Annotated in this window: 15 protein-coding genes; 12 read left to right on the plus strand and 3 right to left on the minus strand. The window is 43.0% G+C overall.

Going from position 1 to position 18,476, the window contains the following annotated elements; translation table 11 throughout:
• Positions 1-124: 124 nt before the first annotated feature.
• Positions 125-1,255 carry a CO2 hydration protein gene (locus H6G05_RS01955; protein WP_190575851.1) on the plus strand — a complete coding sequence of 377 codons (1,131 nt, stop codon included), beginning with the start codon at positions 125-127 and terminating at the stop codon, positions 1,253-1,255.
• Between the two features lie 93 nt (positions 1,256-1,348).
• On the opposite strand, the gene nadB is transcribed toward H6G05_RS01955, so the two are convergent.
• Together nadB and H6G05_RS01965 are read right to left on the minus strand one after the other, a co-directional pair.
• Positions 1,349-2,941, minus strand: coding sequence for an L-aspartate oxidase (nadB, locus tag H6G05_RS01960; protein WP_190575852.1), 1,593 nt, complete (start codon positions 2,939-2,941; stop codon positions 1,349-1,351).
• Positions 2,942-3,198: 257 nt separating this feature from the next.
• On the minus strand, positions 3,199-3,891 hold the full coding sequence (locus H6G05_RS01965; RefSeq protein WP_242025186.1) for a hypothetical protein: 693 nt from the start codon (positions 3,889-3,891) through the stop codon (positions 3,199-3,201).
• Between the two features lie 808 nt (positions 3,892-4,699).
• Here H6G05_RS01965 and urtA point away from each other — a divergent pair.
• The 11 genes from urtA to H6G05_RS02020 all read left to right on the plus strand — a co-directional run bounded on the left by urtA (position 4,700) and on the right by H6G05_RS02020 (position 16,549).
• Positions 4,700-6,043, plus strand: a complete 1,344-nt coding sequence (gene urtA, locus H6G05_RS01970) for an urea ABC transporter substrate-binding protein (RefSeq protein ID WP_190575855.1) — start codon at positions 4,700-4,702, stop codon at positions 6,041-6,043.
• A gap of 137 nt (positions 6,044-6,180) precedes the next feature.
• Positions 6,181-7,350, plus strand: a complete 1,170-nt coding sequence (urtB, locus tag H6G05_RS01975) for an urea ABC transporter permease subunit UrtB (protein WP_190575857.1) — start codon at positions 6,181-6,183, stop codon at positions 7,348-7,350.
• A 36-nt stretch (positions 7,351-7,386) separates the two neighbouring features.
• Positions 7,387-8,577 (plus strand): urea ABC transporter permease subunit UrtC, encoded by a 1,191-nt coding sequence (urtC, locus tag H6G05_RS01980; RefSeq protein ID WP_190576049.1) that lies wholly within the window; start codon positions 7,387-7,389, stop codon positions 8,575-8,577.
• Positions 8,552-9,304, plus strand: coding sequence for an urea ABC transporter ATP-binding protein UrtD (urtD, locus tag H6G05_RS01985; RefSeq protein ID WP_190575859.1), 753 nt, complete (start codon positions 8,552-8,554; stop codon positions 9,302-9,304). The genes urtC and urtD overlap by 26 nt, the downstream gene beginning before the upstream one ends.
• 107 nt (positions 9,305-9,411) lie before the next feature.
• Positions 9,412-10,134: an urea ABC transporter ATP-binding subunit UrtE gene (gene urtE / locus H6G05_RS01990; protein ID WP_190575861.1), complete on the plus strand. Its 723-nt coding sequence runs from the start codon at positions 9,412-9,414 to the stop codon at positions 10,132-10,134.
• A 107-nt stretch (positions 10,135-10,241) separates the two neighbouring features.
• The gene (locus tag H6G05_RS01995; protein ID WP_190575863.1) at positions 10,242-11,066 is read left to right on the plus strand and encodes an urease accessory protein UreD; all 825 of its coding nucleotides are present in this window, start codon (positions 10,242-10,244) and stop codon (positions 11,064-11,066) included.
• Between the two features lie 130 nt (positions 11,067-11,196).
• Complete coding sequence (gene ureA / locus H6G05_RS02000) at positions 11,197-11,499, plus strand: urease subunit gamma (RefSeq protein ID WP_190575865.1); 303 nt, start codon at positions 11,197-11,199, stop codon at positions 11,497-11,499.
• Between the two features lie 32 nt (positions 11,500-11,531).
• On the plus strand, positions 11,532-12,176 hold the full coding sequence (locus H6G05_RS02005) for a Uma2 family endonuclease (RefSeq protein ID WP_190575867.1): 645 nt from the start codon (positions 11,532-11,534) through the stop codon (positions 12,174-12,176).
• Positions 12,177-12,226: 50 nt separating this feature from the next.
• Positions 12,227-12,538 carry an urease subunit beta gene (locus H6G05_RS02010; RefSeq protein ID WP_190575869.1) on the plus strand — a complete coding sequence of 104 codons (312 nt, stop codon included), beginning with the start codon at positions 12,227-12,229 and terminating at the stop codon, positions 12,536-12,538.
• Positions 12,539-12,542: 4 nt separating this feature from the next.
• Positions 12,543-14,255, plus strand: coding sequence for an urease subunit alpha (gene ureC / locus H6G05_RS02015; protein WP_190575871.1), 1,713 nt, complete (start codon positions 12,543-12,545; stop codon positions 14,253-14,255).
• A gap of 590 nt (positions 14,256-14,845) precedes the next feature.
• Positions 14,846-16,549 (plus strand): NAD(P)H-quinone oxidoreductase subunit 4, encoded by a 1,704-nt coding sequence (locus H6G05_RS02020; protein WP_190575873.1) that lies wholly within the window; start codon positions 14,846-14,848, stop codon positions 16,547-16,549.
• 391 nt (positions 16,550-16,940) lie between these two features.
• Here H6G05_RS02020 and H6G05_RS02025 read toward each other — a convergent pair whose 3' ends face one another.
• Positions 16,941-18,473: a YcjF family protein gene (locus tag H6G05_RS02025; RefSeq protein WP_190575875.1), complete on the minus strand. Its 1,533-nt coding sequence runs from the start codon at positions 18,471-18,473 to the stop codon at positions 16,941-16,943.
• Positions 18,474-18,476 lie beyond the last annotated feature (3 nt).

Raw genomic sequence — 18,476 nt, forward strand, 5'->3', positions numbered from 1 at the left:
GATCCCCCTCAATCCCCCTTAAAAAGGGGGGAGAATTCAAATCCCCCCCCTTTTTTAAGGGGGCTGGGGGGATCTAGACAATCCTTACATGGTTTCTTAGACAGAAGCATTGTAAAATTTGATTATGAGTGTATTGAGTCAAAATAAAACTATTGAACCAGCCCTTGCTGCGGTAAAGCATCGCCTAGAATCAGGTGGTGCATTGCTTCCAGATTCTCCTGAAAACTTGCTAGAGGTTGTCGGTATCCTCAAAAGCTATGGTGTGGTGCTGGGTGAATATTATAGGAATCTTACCTATATTTCTGAGCATCAGTTTCTTGCTTTTTTACCATTCTTTAAGTTCTTTAATGGAGACTTCTCCTTAAATAAACTTGGTCGTCATTGGTGGCACGATCGCATCAATTTTGAATTTGCTGAATATTGTATGAAAGCGATGTTTTGGCATGGTGGCGGTGGTTTAGATGCCTACTTGGACTCCGCAGAATTTAAACAACGCGCTCAATTAGCGATCGCTGCCAAGTCTGCACGTAATCCATTGATGGCGGTAATGCATCCACTATTCCCAGATTTCTTGGTAGAGCAGGTGCGTCTGATGACCTACTACAGCGCTCTAGGATATTTCTGGTCGTTTATGTCGCCAATGTTTTTAGAATTAAGCGATCGCTATGATCGTGGTGAAATTAAAAGCATTCCTGATGTTGTCAAACATGTTCAAGATGGGCTAGTTGCTGCTGCTGGCGTACCTTATGTCTATAAAGTCACGATCAATGCTGAAGATTACGAAATCGTTCCTGCGTCGGCAAACCTCACCTTCTTAATGGATACGGCTGTTCCCTATGTGGAGGCGGTATTTTTCCGATCCTTCCCATTCCGTGGCACAGTTTCCTACAATGCACAGGAACATCAAATTTCTACAGAAATTTCGCAATTTAATTATGGTGTTCTCTATGCCGATCCTTTGCCCGTAGGTGGTGCAGGGATTCCACCTACATTACTCATGCAAGATATGCGACATTTTCTGCCCAACTATTTGCATGAGGTTTATCAACAAGGCGATCGCGGCGAAGAGGATTTGCTCGTCAAGATTTGTCTGTCGTTTCAAAAGTCGATGTTTTGCGTAACTACAGCCGCTCTGCGTGGTTTAGCGCCTCATCCTTTTGAAACTGAAGATCCGCAAGAAAGACAAGCTAATGATAAATTTCTAGCTCCTTGGTTAGCACGTCTATCGCGATCGCAGTTATATACATTGCAATAAATCCAATTTCTGCAATAAATCCAATTTCAAAGATGCACGGCAAAGCCCCGCAACTTAAAAGATAAAAGCATCGCTTCGCGATGCTTTTATCTTTTAAGTTTGTATAGGTAACAAAGCAGGCGATCTCATGATCTCTTGACCTTCGATAATTGTATGTACCTGCCAACTCGGATCAGGATCAGGAAAATCAGAACGAAAATGTGCGCCACGACTTTCGGTACGAAATAGAGATGATCGCACCAATAGATAAGCATAGTCAGCCAAGTTTCGGGTTTCAATCCATAAACGTGACGGTTCGGCAAGTTGAGTTAACTCAGCTTGCCATGAGCAGATTTGAGTTAAGGCGATCTCTAAGTCCGATTGAACTCGACTGATGCCCGCTGCTTGCCAACTTAGATTTTGAATTGCCGATTTAATATTTTGAATAGTTGCTGAATTGCCACGATCTGCTAATTTAGGAGCGATCGCCTTTGGAGCCTTAAAAATCTGAGTTGGTTGAGAACACACCTGTTCAGCTAAGCGTTCACCAAAAACAAAGCATTCTAATAGAGAATTACTTGCCAATCGATTAGCACCATGTACGCCCGTACTAGCGGCTTCCCCGACTGCATATAGCCCCTCAATGGAAGTAGCTCCATAAGAGTCCACAACTATACCTCCCATGCAATAGTGAGCAGCGGGAGTGACAGGTATTGGTGTGGAGAAAATATCAATTTGCCACTGTTGACAGATTTTGATGATATTTGGAAATCGATGGGCAATCCTCTCTCTAGAAATTGACTGTAAATCCAGAAATACTGTGGGTTCTTTGGTCTTCTGGAGATGGTTAAATATGGCGCGACTGACCACATCACGAGGTGCAAGTTCACCTTGAGGATGATAATTAAAGGCAAAGCGATCGCCTTGATGATCAATCAAATGCGCTCCTTCACCCCTTACCGCCTCACTGATTAAAAACCTTGGAGCATTGGGTAAAGCAAGGGCAGTGGGATGAAACTGCACAAATTCCATATCTCGGATTAAAGCTCCTGCTCGCCATGCGATCGCCACACCGTCACCTGTACTTGAGGGCGGATTAGTATTTTGTGAAAACACCTGAGCACCGCCGCCTGTTGCCAAAACCACTACTGGCGAAATTAAGCAGCCTATTTCTTGATTTTCTTCTAGATAAAAAACACCACCGCAGCGACCCTGTTCCATATAGAGATCTAAAACTAGGGTTTGGCTTAAAACCTGAATACTGGGATTTTGTAATACGGCTGCTGCAAGCTTAGATACTAGCGCTCGTCCTGTAGTATCTGCTGAGTGCAATACCCTGCGTTTGGAGTGAGCCGCTTCTAAAGTTAAGGCAAGGCTACCGTCTTCTGTGCGATCAAAATCCACACCCAAGGCGATCAGGTTCTGAATTTGGCGAGGAGCAGCATTAACTAATACATCTACTGCCTCGACTTCACACAAACCCACACCAGCCATTAAGGTATCTTTGCCATGAAATTGGGGAGCATCATCTTTATCTACGACTGCCGCAATTCCACCCTGCGCCCAATCACTAGCTGAAGTTGACAAGTTATCTTTAGTCACTAAACCAATCCGCCAGTTTGGTGCTAAGTCAGCAAGCCGCAAGGCAGTATAAAGTCCAGCAGCACCGCTGCCAATGATCAAAGCATCAAACCTTGTTTGGTTCATTAAGTAAAGCCAACTTATCAATTAATGAATATTATCCCATTAGATCTCGGACTTACGCAGTTCTGCACTCAAGTGCAACACCAAGCTCAAATGAAGCAAGAAATTTTTAGAAAGTATTGTGAAGCAATACTTTCTAAAAATTTCTTGCTTCGGGTGTCATTCTCTAAATCCACCAAGTTGGTAGGATGCTATAGGCAGAATAAATTACCCAAACCCATAAAGTTTCGCTCCTGCGAAACTTTATGGGTTTGGGTAATTTATTCTGCAAAGTTACTTATCAGTTGTTTTTCTTCGAGAGTAGCAGATTGTAAATCAGGTAGGGGAATAGCTTGGGAATTGTCAGCGATCGCAGGGACAACATCTTTTGTAGGTAGCGTTATTTCTGTGACTGGATATAGCCACCATGCAAATAACCTCGTCATTTGCGGCATGAGGAGATAAGTCATAGTTGGCACAGCGATCGCTGTCACAAAGGCTACGCGCAAAACTAAAGGCAATACCCCCAAAAAATGTTGAAAAACCACCGAAATACCCGTAATTAAAGGGAACACAGCCAACCAACTTACTAAAGCCATTTTGTACCTAGGCGGCGGCGTAATCGTGGGTTTTCCTGGTAGCGTAAACCAAGTTTCTAAACCAGTTAACACCTGAATTTGAGGCAGACTAATCGTAAGCGGTTCGGCGATCGCAAACCAGTACTGACGCTCGGCTGAAGATTCCCATAGTCGTAAATTACTCAGACGATCAAACTTAAAAATGATGCGATACTCTGGATCATCAGCATTAACAGGACGAAAAATATTACTGCCGAGATAGCCAGAAAATTGTCCACAAGCATTGGTAACTCCAGTTAAAAAGGCTTCAAATTCTGCCCTGCATTCTGGTTTAACTTGTCGAGCGATCGTTACAGTAACGGAAGGATCAATAAGTTTTTGCTTAATTTCCGACACGATCAAACTTCTCCTTTCTATGAAATCTTATACCAAATCACAAAATGGCTTCGCCATTTTGTGATTTTAAAACCCTTACTGGGTTTAGTTTTTAATTCCCGAAAGTGTAGCCACACTTTCGGGAATTGGTATTAGTAGCAAAACATATAGCTGTAGCCACTTGCCTTAGGGAAAATCAAAACTAGAAGGTGAGTGTCGGCGTTTCGCGCCACTCACCTTCTAGTTTTATGCCCTAACAAGGCTGACTAATGCTATAAATATGAGTTTTGATTTGCCGAATCCTACTATCCACAATAATTAAGTTGATATTTCCGGCCATAAAGACTGACTTTTTTGTTAAAAAACTGTGATCCCAAATTGCTAAGGAGCTAGGTGCAATTAAATATAATCCCCCAAAAACTGTGGCGATCGCAGCGCGATCGCCACAGTTTTTGACTCTGGATTTTAATTATGCCCAGCTACTTATCGCGCAATATTAAGTTTTGCTTAGGACATAAAAACCTAAATATAAATGACGGCACAAAGTGTAGTAATTTATATTTTGATTTTTCTTAGCTATCTCTTGTATTGCCCTAACAAGTTTAGTTATTTCATTCAATCATGAATGTTTTAAAAATGCATTATCTCAGAAAAGCAATGGTCAAAAAAAGTATCCTGTGATACAACCCGTTGAGGTTAACTATATCAGGATTGTGAAGCTATCATCTTTGATTGATTAGTGTGAGAGGAGTGAGGTTCAACCTCCATCCCAAGATTGTTAAGTCAATTTTTTAAATAGAATTCAATAGTTTGGAGGCGTTAAAGGTTAATGAGTAAGAGAATGAATCGTCGTAAGTTCATCGTTTATGGCTCTGCTGCACTTGGAATTAGTAGCCTAATCAAGGCTTGTGCCCCAGCTACCCCAACAGCCACCCCAACCACCGCTGCAACTACTGCTGCAACCACTGCTGCATCACCCACAGCCACAAGCACAGCCGCAGCTAGTGGTGGCACAATTAAGGTTGGTATTTTGCACTCTTTGAGTGGCACCATGGCGATCAGTGAGAAGAGCTTAGTTGACTCAACTCAACTTGCGATCGAAGAAATTAACAAGGCTGGCGGTGTACTAGGCAAGCAAATCGAAGCGATCGTTGAAGATGGAGCTTCTGACTGGCCTACATTTGCTGAAAAAGCTAAGAAATTGATTGACCAAGACAAGGTTGTAGTTGTCTTTGGTTGCTGGACTTCTGCAAGTCGCAAGGCAGTATTGCCTGTATTTGAATCCAAAGATCATTTACTATTCTATCCTGTCCAATACGAAGGACAAGAATGCTCGAAGAATATCTTCTACACTGGTGCTGCACCAAACCAACAGATTGAACCTTCTGTAGAATGGTTACTCAAGAACAAGGGTAAAGAATTCTTCTTGGTTGGCTCTGACTATGTATTCCCTCGTACTGCTAATACAATCATCAAGGCTCAATTAGAAGCATTGGGTGGCAAGGTAGTTGGTGAAGATTATTTGCCACTGGGTAACTCAGAAGTAACCCCTATCATTTCCAAAATCAAACAAGCTTTGCCAAATGGTGGCGTAATCTACAACTCACTCAATGGTGATAGCAACGTTGCCTTCTTCAAACAGATGCAAGGTGCTGGTCTAACTGCGGATAAATATCCATCAATGTCCGTCAGTATTGCTGAAGAAGAGGTCAAGGCAATCGGACCTGAATTCCTGAAGGGTCACTATGCAGCTTGGAACTACTTCATGACCGTTGACAACCCTGCCAACAAGAAGTTTGTAGAAGCATTCAAGGCTAAGTATGGTGCAGATCGTGTTACCAATGACCCAATGGAAGCTGGCTATATTGCCGTTAATATCTGGGCTCAAGCTGTCAAAAAAGCTGGTAAAGCTGATGATCTTGAAGCGGTAAGAATGGCTGCTCTAGGTCAAACCTTTGACGCTCCAGAAGGCAAGGTGACTATGGAAAATAGCCATCACCTTTCCAAGTTTGTACGTATTGGTGAAGTTACAGCTGATGGTCAGTTCAAGATTGTCAACGAGACCAAGGAAGCAGTTGCGCCATTACCTTGGAACCAATTTGTAGCTGAAACCAAAGGTTACTACTGCGATTACTCTGATAAAGCTAAAGGTGGCAAATTTAAGAAGGCATAAGCTTCTGTTTGCTTAAGTTTTTGAAAGCTTAAGAAGTATGCATTAAGTACAAAGTGTAGAGGCAATTCATGAATTGCCTCTACACTTTGTACTATTGATTTTGATACCAAATACCGATAAATAATGTTGATAGAAACATGACAGAGAATCTTCTCCAACTTCTTCAAGGAGTATTTAACGGCATCAGTACAGGTTCTGTTTTGTTGCTAGCTGCACTAGGTTTGGCGATCGTATTTGGTTTGATGGGCGTAATTAATATGGCTCATGGCGAACTGATGATGTTTGGAGCTTATACAACTTTTGTAGTGCAGAATGGCTTCAAAAAGTTGGGAGAACCTTGGACAGATTTCTATGTTTTTGCCGCACTAATTGCTGCTTTTCTGGTAACCGCAGGGATTGGATTTCTTTTAGAAAAAGGAGTGATCCGTCATCTGTATGGACGACCGCTTGAGACGCTTTTAGCGACTTGGGGCGTGAGCCTGATTTTTCAACAATTTGTCCGTAGCGTCAACTGGGTAATCCTAGTTGGTCTAGTAGTTTTTAGTATTTTGTATTTCGTCGGTGTCTGGATTCTTCAGAAAAGACCAAATTGGGAATCAATTCGTAACTGGGCGATCGCGATTCTCTTACCTCTATCTCTAGCCATTTCAGTTACTGTAGCTGTATTAATGGCTCAGACCTATAAGATTGCGGTAACTCAACCTTGGTTTGGAGCGCAAAACGTCGATGTAACTGCTCCGAAATGGTTGCGTGGCGGTATGGAGATTGGCTCAATCCAGTTTCCTTATGTGCGTCTATTTATCATCGCCTTAACCATTGTTTGTGTAATTAGTATTTATCTGTTTTTAGAGAAATCGCCTTGGGGGTTACGCATCCGTGCTGTTATGCAAAACCGCCAAATGAGTTCTTGTTTAGGAATTCCCACTAAAACTGTTGATGCACTTACTTTTTCCCTTGGTTCGGGACTTGCTGGGGTCGCCGGCTGTGCAGTTAGTTTCCTTGGATCAGTGGGTCCTAATACTGGTCAAAACTACATTGTTGACACTTTTATGGTGGTTGTGGTTGGTGGTGTTGGTAAGCTTGTTGGTAGTATTGCAGCAGCCATGGCGATCGGCATTACTAGCTATCTATTTGGATCGCAAACCTTTGTTACTTTGTTTGGTCCACAAAGTCCTGTGGCAGGATTTTTCACTTTCTTTGGTACTACCAGCATGGCAAAAGTATTACTTTTCCTTGCGATTGTTGCCTTCTTACAGTACAAGCCTGCGGGCATGTTCCCTCAAAAGGGGCGATCGGTAGAGTTGTAAGTGTTCTGAACATCAGTATGTAATAGACAAATGAGCATGATAGAAGATATTTCTCAAAATATTCCAACTCCATCGATATCTCAGAAAAATTGGCGATCGCTAGGGATTGAAGTTGGTGTCGGCTTAGCGATCGCCGTGATACTGATTTTTGTGATCCCCCAAATTTTTAGTGCGACGGGACAAGCTTTTAGAATCACGATGCTAGGTCGATTTTTAGCTTTGGCGATTGTTGCCCTAGGGATTGATCTGATCTGGGGCTTTACTGGACTTTTGAGCTTGGGACATGGAGTCTTTTTTGGTTTGGGTGGATACGCCCTTGCGATGCACTTAAAGCTGCAATTTCCTGCTGAGTCCACCCAAAAGTTGCCTGAGTTTATGCCTCTCTATGGCATTAATAAACTTCCTGCTCTTTGGGAACCTTTTTACTCTTTCCAATTTACAGTTTTAGCGATCGTGCTGATCCCTGCGATTGTGGGCGCAGTCTTAGGTTACTTAGTATTTAGAAATCGCATTCGTGGAGTGTATTTCTCAATTCTTACTCAAGCCACCACGATTATCTTCTTTAACTTTTTCAACGGTCAGCAGCAACTGATTAATGGCACAAATGGACTGACTGATTTTAAGACCATTTTTGGCTACGATATCAATGCTCCTGAAACCCAAAGAGTTTTTTACATCTTAACTGTAATCTTTTTAGGATTAGCCTATGCTCTATGTCGCTGGCTGACTAGTGGTAGATTCGGACGCTTATTAGTTGCTTTAAGAGATGATGAAAACCGCGCTCGATTCTCTGGCTATGATCCCACAGGCTTTAAGGTATTGGTATTTGCGATATCAGCTGTTTTGGCTGGTATTGGTGGTGCATTATTTACACCTCAAACTGGAATCATTTCTCCAAAATCAATGGATATTGCTCTTTCCATTGAAATGGTAATTTGGGTAGCTGTGGGTGGTCGAGCTACACTAATCGGTGCATTAATCGGCACAATTTTAGTCAACTTTGCTAAGAGCTTACTGAGTGAGCAATTCCCCGAAATTTGGCTATTCTTTCAGGGTGCGATGTTCTTGATTGTCGTCATGGTACTGCCCGATGGTCTAGTTGGTTGGTGTCGCACTAGTGGCGTATTGCTATTTAAGAGAATCTTTTTTGGCAGACCAACGGTTACATATCCCAGTCTTGAGTTAGATCCAGAGGTACAAAGTGAAAGGGAAAATCCTAGAAATTGAAAATGTCACGGTTAGTTTTGACGGCTTTAAAGCCATTAATAACTTGAACTTTGATATGGAACAGGGTGAGCTAAGGGTAATCATTGGACCTAATGGTGCGGGTAAAACAACATTCTTAGATGTGATTACGGGCAAAGTGAAACCCACCGAAGGACAGGTGAAATTTAAAGGTAGAAATACGCGATCGCTTTCTGAGCATAAAATAGCCAGAATGGGAGTAGGACGCAAGTTTCAAACACCGCGTGTATACCTCAATCTCACACCAAGGGAGAACTTAGAGTTAGCGAGTAATCCTAATAAGAATGTCTTTTCTACATTGTTTAAGCCACCAACAGTGGTAGAGAAGCAGAAGGTCAACGATCTTTTGAAAACCATCGGACTCAGCCACAAATCAGGAATGAAAGCAGAGTTTCTCTCCCATGGAGAAAAGCAATGGTTAGAAATTGGTATGTTAATTGCTCAGTCTCCAGATCTGTTATTAGTGGATGAACCCGTAGCAGGTTTGACTGATGAAGAAACTGAAAAAACTGGTGAGCTCTTGATGTCTTTGGCAGAATCCCATTCTATTATCGTCATTGAGCATGATATGGAGTTCGTGCGTCAAATCGCACGGAAGGTAACCGTCTTACATCAAGGTAGCGTTCTTTGTGAAGGCAATTTTGAAGAAGTGCAGAACGATCCAAGAGTAATTGAGGTTTATTTGGGGCAGCAGGAAGAGGAGCATTAGCGATTGGCGATTAGCTTTTAGCAATTAGCTTTTAGCTTTTGGTGATTGGTAATTGGTAAGTTTGAATGCTAATAGCTAACAACCCAAATTTGAAATAGAGGTGATTTATGGAAGATACTTACGATCCGATTTTACAAATTAATAATCTCAATGTTTATTATGGTGAAAGCCATATTCTACGTAATGTGGATATGGGCGTGGCTTCGGGCAAAATGGTTTGTCTAATTGGTCGTAATGGAGTCGGTAAGACAACGCTGTTAAAAACGATTATGGGTTTGCTAAAACCTAGACAGGGAGATGTTTCTTTCTTTGGTAAAGATATTACTCAACTCACGCCCGATCAACGCGCTAGAATGGGTGTGGGCTATGTGCCTCAAGGGCGAGAAGTGATGCCCCGTATGACCGTCAGAGAAAATCTCTTACTTGGTTTAGAATCTAGACCTGTTACTCCTGCGGTTCGCCAAAACCTCTTAGATATGGTGTATGAGCTATTCCCAGTATTAAAATCGATGCTCAATCGTATGGGGGGTGACCTTAGTGGCGGTCAACAACAGCAATTAGCGATCGCCCGTGCTTTGATGGGACAACCCAGATTATTAATTCTCGATGAACCAACAGAAGGAATTCAGCCATCAATTATTCTAGAAATTGAATCGGCAGTTAAACATATTGTGGCAACCACTGGGATTTCAATCCTGCTTGTGGAGCAGCATTTGCACTTTGTCCGCCAAGCAGATTGGTATTACGCCATGCAAAAAGGCGGTATTGTCGCCTCTGGTAAAACTTCAGAACTAAGTAACGAAGTAATTCAGAAATTCCTAGCAGTTTAAAAACACAAAAATAAGGGGGAGTGCGAAGCACTCCCCCTTATTTTTGTGTTAGCCTCAGTCTATTAAATGCTATGTTTCCTATTACACAGAATTAACTGGATATTCCTATGGCTTCACCTTGGGCGGGAGAATTAGAATTAGAATTTGCGAAACGGAATCAACAAACTGTGTTAACCCGAAATTACACCGTAGCACCTTGGAAAATTCAGCGATCGCTTTATCCTGAAGGTAACGAAGTTTGTCATTGCATTCTCTTACATACCGCAGGTGGTTTAGTAGGAGGCGATCGCCTATCCGCCAAAATTCATTTACAGCCGAAAGCTCAAGCCCTAATTACTACTGCTGCTGCTAGCAAAATTTATCGCAGCACAGGTGCAGAATCCTTACAAAATGTCCACATTTGTGTTGATGAAGGGGCAAATTTAGAATGGTTTCCACAGGAGACAATTGTTTTTTCCGAAGCCCAATATCGTCAGCAAACTAGAATTGAACTAGCACCAGCCGCTACCCTTACGATGTGGGAAATTATCAGGTTTGGGCGTACAGCTAGGGGAGAGAGATTTCTAGATGGTAATTGGCGATCGCACACGGAGGTATGGCGCGACCAAAATCCGCTATGGATTGATCGACAATATCTCAATGGAAATACAGAAATGTTAGGGAGCCCTAATGGATTAAATAATTATGCGATCGCCGCAAATTTTATCTTTGTCGGTGCAACCGTAGAACCTGAATTAATTACGCATATTCGCTCTACTTGGGAACGGGGAAATTATCAAGGAATGTCAGGAGTTACGCGATCGCTGTCAGGTTTAGTATGTCGTTATTTTGGAGACTCCTCTAGCGATGCGCGTAAATGGTTTCAGCAAATTTGGCAGCTTTTGCGTGTATCCTATAGGGATAGAGCAATATGCGTACCTAGGGTTTGGTGAGTTTCTAGTTTTGACGAAGCCAAAACTAGAAACTCAATAAATGTATACCTAGAATTTGGTGAGTTTTTGTTTTTGGCAAAGCCAAAATTAAAAACTAAGTAAATGCTTACCTAGAGTTTGGTAGATATTCATGCAACTTACGCCTCAAGAAAAAGATAAATTATTGATTTTTACGGCTGCATTATTAGCAGAGCGCCGTAAAGCTAAAGGTTTGAAGTTAAATTATCCTGAAGCGATCGCCTTTATTACTGCGGAGATTTTAGAAGGTGCGAGGGAAGGTTGTACAGTTGCCGAGTTGATGTCCTATGGCGCAACTTTGCTCACCCGTGATGATGTGATGGAGGGCATTCCCGAAATGATCCATGATGTGCAAGTGGAAGCAACTTTTCCCGATGGAACGAAACTTGTAACAGTACATAATCCTATTCGCTAACCAGCAATCCAAATACTTTATGGAGGTCTGAGATGATTGCGATCGCAGAAACACAAAACAAACAAAATTTGGCAGAAGGGAAACCAAAATTAACCTTTGATCAGTTTTTAGAAATTTGTCCAGAATATGGTCATTTTGAACTAATTGATGGCGAGATAGTTGAGATTTGTGAAATGGCATTTACACGCAATCACGATGATGTTGGTGAATTCATTGATAGACGATTTTATCGAGAGGTAGAACGTTTATCTCTTAACTATGTGGTCAAAAGAGCAATTCCTATTAGAACTATTGACCAACAGGGAAATGAACGTGGACGTGTACCTGATTTAAGTGTAATCGACGCAACTATTTGGCGCTCTAATCGGGGAGACTACAAAGGATTGCGTGACAAAATTCAGTTAGCTGTCGAGGTTGCTTCAAACAATTGGGATGACGACTATATTGATAAATTTGATGAATATCAGCGTTTAGGTATTCCCGAATATTGGATTGTGGATTATTTAGCGATCGCCAGTCGTGAATTTTTAGGTAATCCCAAAGTACCTACTGTATTCGTCAACCTATTAGATGAAAATGGTAAATATCAAACAACCAGATTTACAGGAGATGACAAAATTAATTCGCGGACTTTTCCTGAACTAGACTTAACTGCTGCTCAAATTCTCAACATTTAGGATGTAGCGCTTCGCGCTACATCCTAGCAATTAACAATGGAGGTAAATCTATGATTGTTGGTGAAATCATTACTCAAGAAGGTAATATTGAATTAAATGCTGGGCGCGAAGTAATTACGCTCAAAGTTGCTAATTCAGGCGATCGCCCGATCCAAGTTGGTTCCCATTTCCATTTCTATGAGACCAATCGGGCTTTGATATTTGATCGCGATCGCGCCAAAGGTACACACCTTGATATTCCTGCGGGAACTTCCATCCGCTTTGAACCGGGGGATGAGAAAGAAGTAAATCTAGTTCCCTATGTGGGTACTCGCGAGATTTATGGATTTAATGCTTTAGTAGAAGGCAAATTGGAGAATTAAACAAATGAGTTATAGAATGTCGCGCCGTGCCTACGCAGAAACCTACGGCGCAACCGTTGGTGATAGGGTTCGCTTGGCTGATACCGAATTATTTATTGAAGTGGAACGCGACTACACCACCTACGGTGATGAAGTTAAATTTGGTGGCGGTAAAGTAATCCGTGATGGCATGGGACAATCACCGATTACCAATGCTAATGGAGCCGTAGATGCCGTAATTACTAACGCACTGATACTTGATTGGTGGGGTGTCATCAAAGCCGATGTGGGCATCAAAGCAGGCAAAATCGTAGCGATCGGTAAGGCGGGAAATCCTTACATTCAGGATAATGTAAATATCATTATCGGACCTGGCACAGAAGTCATTGCGGGAGAAGGACGCATACTCACAGCAGGAGGAATTGATACTCATATCCATTTTATCTGTCCACAGCAAATTGAAGTGGCGATCGCCTCTGGGATCACGACCATGATCGGTGGTGGTACTGGACCAGCCGTTGGTTCTAATGCAACGACTTGTACCCCAGGACCTTGGAATATCCATCGGATGTTGCAAGCTTCTGATGCCTTCCCTATGAATATAGGATTTTCAGGCAAAGGGAATAGCAGTAAACCTGAAGGGTTAGTCGAACAGGTGGAAGCTGGAGTCATTAAATTAAAGCTGCATGAGGACTGGGGAACCACTCCTGCGGCTATTGATAATTGTTTAAGCGTTGCTGATGAATATGATATTCAAGTCGCAATTCACACGGACACACTAAACGAAGCAGGGTTTGTGGAAGATACGATCGCTGCCTTCAAAAACCGAGTCATTCATTCTTATCATACTGAAGGTGCGGGCGGAGGTCACGCTCCTGACATCATCAGAATTTGTGGTGAGGCAAATGTACTTCCCTCTTCTACTAATCCCACTCGCCCCTATACTCTCAATACCTTAGATGAACATCTCGATATGCTGATGGTTTGTCACCATCTTGATCCTAGCATTCCTGAAGATGTCGCCTTTGCTGAGTCGCGTATCCGCCGTGAGACGATCGCTGCTGAAGATATTCTTCACGATCTCGGTGCGTTTAGTATGATTTCCTCTGATTCGCAAGCAATGGGAAGAGTCGGCGAAGTGATTATCAGAACTTGGCAAACTGCTCACAAAATGAAGGTGCAGAGAGGAGTTCTTTCTAGTCCTGAAAGTACCAGAGCCGATAATTTCCGCGCTCAGCGCTACGTCGCAAAATACACGATTAATCCTGCAATCACGCATGGTATTTCCGAATATGTCGGTTCGATTGAAGTTGGTAAAATTGCTGACCTCGTTCTCTGGCATCCTGCCTTTTTTGGAGTCAAACCTGAAATGGTGATCAAGGGAGGATTTATCGCATGGGCGCAGATGGGCGATGCCAATGCCAGTATTCCCACCCCGCAACCTGTGTATATGCGTCCGATGTTTGGCAGCTATGGCGGTGCGATCGCGCCTACATCCTTTACTTTTATTTCTCAAGCTGCGATGGAGCGAGATATTCCTACCCAATTAGGCTTGAAGAAGCAGGTACTTACAGTTAAAGGAACTCGTAATATCAGCAAACGTGACTTAAAGCTCAATGATGCTTTGCCAGTGATGGAAGTCGATCCCGAAACCTATGAAGTTCGAGCTGATGGCGAATTATTGACCTGTGAGCCTGCGTCAGTATTACCAATGGCTCAGCGATATTTCTTGTTTTAAAATTATGGCGATCGCTTTCACAGTTATAAACGTCCTTTATCAAAAGGCGATCGTCTAGCCTTTCCCCACTAATTCTGGCGTAGAAAGGGAGTATCAGCAACAAATCATTAAGCAAAATTTAGCCGTAGGGGCAATTCATGAATAGCCCCTACAATTTGTTTTTTATGGCTGTCGCCATTCTTGTTAGGGTACAAACCCTAGAAGCAAGTTGCAGCGCAAAGCGCCGCAAATTACCAAAGCCCGTAAAGTTGCACCCCTGAGGGGTGCAACTTTACGGGCTTTGCACAGCTAGCTATAGACATCTAGTTTATAGGCATCTAGTCGAACCTATAGCAATGCAAGAAATAGATAGGAAAATCAAAACGCAAAAGATGGGTGGCGGCGCTTCGCGCCGCCACCCATCTTTTGCGTTTTATGTCCTAAGCAAACTTACATTGCTATAGGTTGGCTTAGATTCAATGCATAAAGATAGCTCCAAGCAAATCCTTTGCTATTTTGATGATAAGCATCGAAAAGAATAATGCTTAAAACTTTGTAAAGTTTAGTACAATACTTCACATTCCCTAGAGTAAGTATTTATTCTCATTGACATGACATCAGCCCAATTTCCTTGGCTTACCGCGATCGTCCTGCTGCCCCTCGTAGGTTCCTTACTCATACCCATACTGCCCGACAAAGAAGGCAAAACTGTACGTTGGTATGCATTAGGCGTAGGCATCGCTGACTTCATTTTGATGTGCTATGCCTTCTGGAAGAACTATGATCCGAGCAGCGCGACATTTCAACTCGCGGAAAAGTACACTTGGATCCCCCAATTAGGACTTAGTTGGGCAGTTTCAGTCGATGGCATCTCCGCACCTCTAGTGCTGCTGGCAGGACTTGTCACCACACTCTCCATCTTCGCAGCATGGCAGGTAAATATCAAACCACGCCTGTTCTACTTCCTGATGTTAGTGCTGTACTCTGCACAAATCGGCGTATTTGTTGCTCAAGATTTACTGCTGTTCTTCATCATGTGGGAGGTGGAGCTAATTCCTGTGTATTTGCTCGTTTCGATCTGGGGAGGTCAGAAACGCCAGTATGCAGCCACCAAATTTTTGCTTTACACTGCCGCCGCATCTATTTTCATCCTAGTTGCGGGCTTAGCGATGGCTCTCTACGGCAACAACCTTACCTTTGACATGGCTGAGCTAGCCCTCAAGGAGTTCCCTCTTGCTTTAGAACTTCCTCTTTATGCAGGTTTATTAATTGCCTTTGGTGTCAAACTCGCAATTTTCCCTTTGCATACTTGGCTGCCTGATGCTCACGGCGAAGCATCTTCTCCTGTATCGATGATTTTGGCAGGTGTATTACTAAAAATGGGTGGCTACGGTCTAATCCGTCTCAATATGGGATTACTTGACCATGCCCATGTTTACTTTGCTCCAGTTTTAGCGATGCTTGGTGTAATTAATATTGTTTATGGTGCGGTGAATTCCTTTGCCCAAGTCAATATGAAGCGCCGCCTTGCATTTTCATCGGTGTCGCACATGGGATTTGTGCTGATCGGGATTGCCTCGTTTACTGACTTGGGTATCAGTGGCGCAATGTTGCAAATGCTTTCTCACGGTTTAATTGCTTCTGTATTGTTCTTCCTCGCAGGTGTCACCTACGATCGCACCCACACGATGTTAATGACCGAGATGGGTTATATCGGTAAGGTAATGCCTAAGGTATTTGCGCTATTTACTGTTGGTGCGTTGGCTTCCCTTGCCCTTCCTGGGATGAGTGGATTTGCTAGTGAAATCTCGATCTTTGTCGGGATGACTTCCAGTGATGTTTATAGCTCTACTTTCCGAACAGTGACGGTATTTTTAGCCGCAGTTGGAGTGATTCTTACACCAATTTATTTGCTGTCGATGTTGCGTCAGATTTTCTACGCTTCCGATGCAAATCCCACCTGTGATATCAATCCATCTTGCGATATTTCGGACATCAGCCTCAAGGCTCAAGGTAACCAAGATGTAGTTTGTTTCGGTACAAATTGCGTTTTGCCTAGTGAAGCTGAATTTAGTGATGCCCGACCTCGCGAAGTGTTTATTGCAGTTTGCTTCTTAGTACCAATTATTGCGATCGGTGCTTATCCTAAAATGGCAACTAATCTCTATGATGCAACGACAACTGCGATCAATTCGCAGATGCGTTTTGCCCATGAGCAAGTTGCTTTGTTCAGGAATAAGGAGACTTTTGCTGAGCAATCTTCTTTTCCTACATTGTCCGAAGTTAAAAGCAAGACAGTTGTAGCAAACAAGTAAAAATTCTCTAATTTAATTTAACAAGCGATCGCCTTAATAAGCGATCGCTTGTTTTTTATAGCAAAGCAAGTTTTGCTTAGGACATAAAACCCCAGAATCTAGTGGCTGCGAAAAGCGTAGCCACTAGATTCTGGGGTTTTGGTTTGTACCAGCTAACTATTTTTTTGCTGTAGTATGCCGAATTATAGCTGTCGCCAGTCTTGTTAGGATACAAACCCAAGAAGTGAGTTGCTGCGCGAAGCGCCGCAATTCACTTCTTGGGTTTTGATTTGTCGGCGACAGCTATAACTACAAGTCAAGCCCCACACTTGCGTAGTTTCTTAAAATGGCTAAGTCTTTAGCCGATTCATTTTTGAGATAGGCGATCGCTAGTTTCTCTCCCCTTTGTTTATTACTGCTTCATTAAAACCATCACGCGATTGACAGCATCTTGCACAAAGACTTTGAGAAACTCATCACGGCGATTTAGTTGAAACTGACGCTGTACTACTTCCGCGATACCACCATCACCCCAATCGCGATCACGACTGAAATACTCGATAAAACTCTTGCCAGCAATGCGTGTGAGATAGGCAGCCGTCACTGATTGTATCGTCGCCTTGAGAACTAGTCCTACGACCGTTACGGAAATGACTGTGGAAACAATTTGGACTACGCCTTTAACAATACCGAGACTAACGAGAGTGCGGGTGAGAGAATTCGCTAATTCTTTACCGCGATCAATATTGATTTCACAGCCGTAGACTTTCCCAATTTCTACAACCATTTGTGCGTTAATTGCGGCTGTAGCAAGGAGATCGACCACGGGCAGAGGCGTAGCAAATACCACCCCAACTACTAACCATTGGAACTTCTCCACTACTTTTTCGGCTTCTGCTTGTTGTTGTTGAGATAAAGCTTCACGAGTTGCTTCCGTAAGTCTTTGCGATCGCAATAACACATTATCCGCTACCAGTTCATCGCCTTCATAGCTAAGAATATCGAGCATACGAGCCAGCAAAGGTTGAATTTTAGGCTTAGGTGTAACGACTTCGCCAGAGTCGAGGGTAATCGCGGCAGGATTGGCAGCGATCGCGACCACATCTTCGGGTGCGATCAAGCTCAATACTCGCGATCGTAAACTAGTCTGAATGATTTCGCGATCGCTTTTGGTGAGCCGATCAATTTTATTGAAAGCAAGCACAGTCCGTTTGCCGATTTCCGTAAGCGCTTTGAGAACTTCATATTCTGAGCGCCGTAAGTCATCATCGACCACAAATACAATCAAGTCTGCTTCTGTGGCGATTTTTCGAGCTTCCTGTTCGCGATCGCTACCTAAGGCACTCGCCTCTAATATGCCTGGGCAATCAGTAATTTGCACAGGTACATCTAGATTGGGAAACTTCATAGGCATATAGACTTTCCCAAGTTGTGTGGTTCCCATAGTTGCACCGACTTCGCCTCTAACTTCAGAATCTTGAAGTGCTAAATCGAGCAATCCATTTACTAAGGAAGTTTTACCTGCGGAGCCAACTCCAAACACCACCACACGCAATTCCTGACGAATGAAATTCTTTTTGAGTTGTTCTGTTTGCTCAGCAAGCGATCGCCGCATCACTTCATCTTGGATTTGCTCAACTTGACGCTCTAGGGCTTCGAGGCTATCTTGGGCAGCTTCGATCTTATCGGTGGGAATTTCAGGAAGTGGTCGGGGTGGAGTTGGTTCTGCTTGAAATAGATTAAGATATCGCCAGATTACAAAAAACAATCCTGCCAATGATCCCATTACTAACAGCACAACGAAGCCGCCTAAGATTGGCGATGAGGTGGCGACAAGTTGATAGATTTGAATAATGCGATCAAGTAAGGGAACGACAAACGAAATCACTAGACCAAAGCAGCCTAAAACAAGTAGCGATCGCAACCAAGGAAATTTTCTTTTCATTGG

The sequence above is a fragment of the Phormidium tenue FACHB-1050 genome (assembly GCF_014696925.1).
Taxonomy (GTDB): domain Bacteria; phylum Cyanobacteriota; class Cyanobacteriia; order Pseudanabaenales; family Pseudanabaenaceae; genus Pseudanabaena.

Coding starts and splice junctions, on each gene's coding strand:
- H6G05_RS02025 (WP_190575875.1), bottom strand. CDS start 18,473: ATGAAAAGAAAATTTCCTTGGTTGCGATCGCTACTTGTTTTAGGCTGC.
- H6G05_RS02010 (WP_190575869.1), top strand. CDS start 12,227: ATGATTGTTGGTGAAATCATTACTCAAGAAGGTAATATTGAATTAAAT.
- H6G05_RS01995 (WP_190575863.1), top strand. CDS start 10,242: ATGGCTTCACCTTGGGCGGGAGAATTAGAATTAGAATTTGCGAAACGG.
- urtE (WP_190575861.1), top strand. CDS start 9,412: ATGGAAGATACTTACGATCCGATTTTACAAATTAATAATCTCAATGTT.
- H6G05_RS02005 (WP_190575867.1), top strand. CDS start 11,532: ATGATTGCGATCGCAGAAACACAAAACAAACAAAATTTGGCAGAAGGG.
- urtC (WP_190576049.1), top strand. CDS start 7,387: ATGATAGAAGATATTTCTCAAAATATTCCAACTCCATCGATATCTCAG.
- H6G05_RS01955 (WP_190575851.1), top strand. CDS start 125: ATGAGTGTATTGAGTCAAAATAAAACTATTGAACCAGCCCTTGCTGCG.
- urtA (WP_190575855.1), top strand. CDS start 4,700: ATGAGTAAGAGAATGAATCGTCGTAAGTTCATCGTTTATGGCTCTGCT.
- H6G05_RS02020 (WP_190575873.1), top strand. CDS start 14,846: ATGACATCAGCCCAATTTCCTTGGCTTACCGCGATCGTCCTGCTGCCC.
- ureA (WP_190575865.1), top strand. CDS start 11,197: ATGCAACTTACGCCTCAAGAAAAAGATAAATTATTGATTTTTACGGCT.
- nadB (WP_190575852.1), bottom strand. CDS start 2,941: ATGAACCAAACAAGGTTTGATGCTTTGATCATTGGCAGCGGTGCTGCT.
- ureC (WP_190575871.1), top strand. CDS start 12,543: ATGAGTTATAGAATGTCGCGCCGTGCCTACGCAGAAACCTACGGCGCA.
- urtB (WP_190575857.1), top strand. CDS start 6,181: ATGACAGAGAATCTTCTCCAACTTCTTCAAGGAGTATTTAACGGCATC.